The organism is Microbacterium paulum, assembly GCF_015707995.1.
GTDB lineage: Bacteria > Actinomycetota > Actinomycetes > Actinomycetales > Microbacteriaceae > Microbacterium > Microbacterium paulum.
This window is the reverse complement of the sequence record NZ_JAAGRY010000119.1, coordinates 1-1,582: the sequence shown is the minus strand read 5'-3', so window position 1 is coordinate 1,582 and position 1,582 is coordinate 1. Positions and strand designations below refer to the sequence as shown.

Annotated in this window: 1 protein-coding gene and 1 pseudogene; one reads left to right on the top strand and one right to left on the bottom strand. The window is 73.0% G+C overall.

Annotated features, from left to right (window positions below; all coding sequences use genetic code 11):
- A pseudogene (locus G3N18_RS15695) lies at positions 1-590 on the top strand (hypothetical protein); the annotation flags it as partial.
- A gap of 16 nt (positions 591-606) precedes the next feature.
- Here G3N18_RS15695 and G3N18_RS15690 read toward each other — a convergent pair.
- On the bottom strand, positions 607-1,582 hold a 976-nt coding region (locus G3N18_RS15690), incomplete at its 5' end, for a 2-oxo acid dehydrogenase subunit E2 (protein ID WP_196385178.1).

Here is a 1,582-nt window from a genome sequence, read left to right as displayed (position 1 = left end):
GGCAGGAGCCGGAGGTCCGCGGCCGGCGTCGAGCGCCGCTCCTGATCGCTGCGGCCCTGGGCGGCGCCGTGCTGCTCGGTGGCCTGCTCTGGCCGGAGCCCGATTCGCGGGCGGCGGAGGCGGTGGCGCCGACACCCGCCGCGACTGTGAGTGCCGATGGTGCCGCGACCCCAGACACCGACGCCGCACTGGCGGAGGCGGTGTCGGAGGCCACGACGGCGCCGAGCGATGGTGCCGCAGCACCGGACGCACAGGCCGCACCGAGCGCTGACGGAGACCTCGAGGCCGCGGCGCGTCAGATCGTGCGGGCGCTGTCGGCGTGCGCGGGCGGAACGACCGACGCAGGCGTCGCCTGTGCGGCGCTGCGCGAAGATTCCGCGGCCGCACCGCCCGCGGGCCTTGTCGCCACGGCCCCCGACGCGCAGATCACCCTCGTCGACGAATACGGCGGGGTGGCCGTCTTCCGGGTCGAACCGGCGGAAGGCACCGGGAATCGAGCCGACGGACCCGCCGCGCAGATCCTCGTGCTCGTCAGCGTCGACGGAAAATGGCTGATCCGCGACGTGTACGACGTCGCGGATCAGCCATGATCGGAACCGAGCGGCGTCAGATCCCCAGCTGCGGGCCGAAGTCCGCCGTCTCGAGGCGGCTCTTCAGCGCACCGAGGAAGCGGGCGGCGTCGGCGCCGTCGACGATGCGGTGATCGTACGACAGGGCGAGGTAGACGTACGAGCGCACGCTGATGGCATCCACCCCGTCGACCTTGATGACGCCGGGCTCTTTCACCACAGCGCCCGTGCCGAGGATCGCCGACTGCGGCAGGAAGACCACCGGGGTGTCGAACAGCGCGCCGCGCGAACCGGTGTTGGTCACGGTGAACGTGCCGCCGGCCAGCTCGTCGGGCTTCAGCTTGTTGTCGCGCGTGCGCGCGGCGAGGTCGGCGATCTCCGACGAGATCTCGGCGAGCGACTTGCCGGCCGCATCGCGCAGCACCGGCGTCAGCAGCCCGCGCTCGGTGTCGACGGCGATCGAGATGTTCTCGGTGGCCGGGTAGACGATGTCGGTGCCGTTGACCGTCGCGTTGATGACGGGGTAGGCCTGCAGCGCTTCGGCGGCGGCGAGCACGAAGAACGGCAGGAACGACAGCTTGCCGCCGGTCTTGGCGACGAACTCGGACTGCACGGCGCCGCGATAGGCCGCGACCTTCGTGACGTCGACCTTCACGACCGTGGTCAGCTGCGCCGTCTGCTGCATCGAGGCGACCGCACGCTCGGCGAGCACCTTGCGCAGGCGCGACATCGGCTGCGTCGTGCCGCGCAGGGGCGACACCTCGAGCGCGGGGGCTGCGGGGGCGGGAGCTGCGGCAGGGGCGGCGGCGGGCGACGCCGACTCGGCGGCCTTGAGCACGTCTTCCTTGCGGATGCGCCCGCCGACGCCGGTTCCGGTCACCGTGGCGAGGTCGACGCCCTGCTGCTGCGCGAGGCGGCGCACGAGCGGGGTCACGTAGGTCGTGACGTCGTCGTCGGATGCCGTGGCCGCGGGAGCCTCGGCCGGCGCGGCTGCGGGCGCGGGAGCTGCTGCC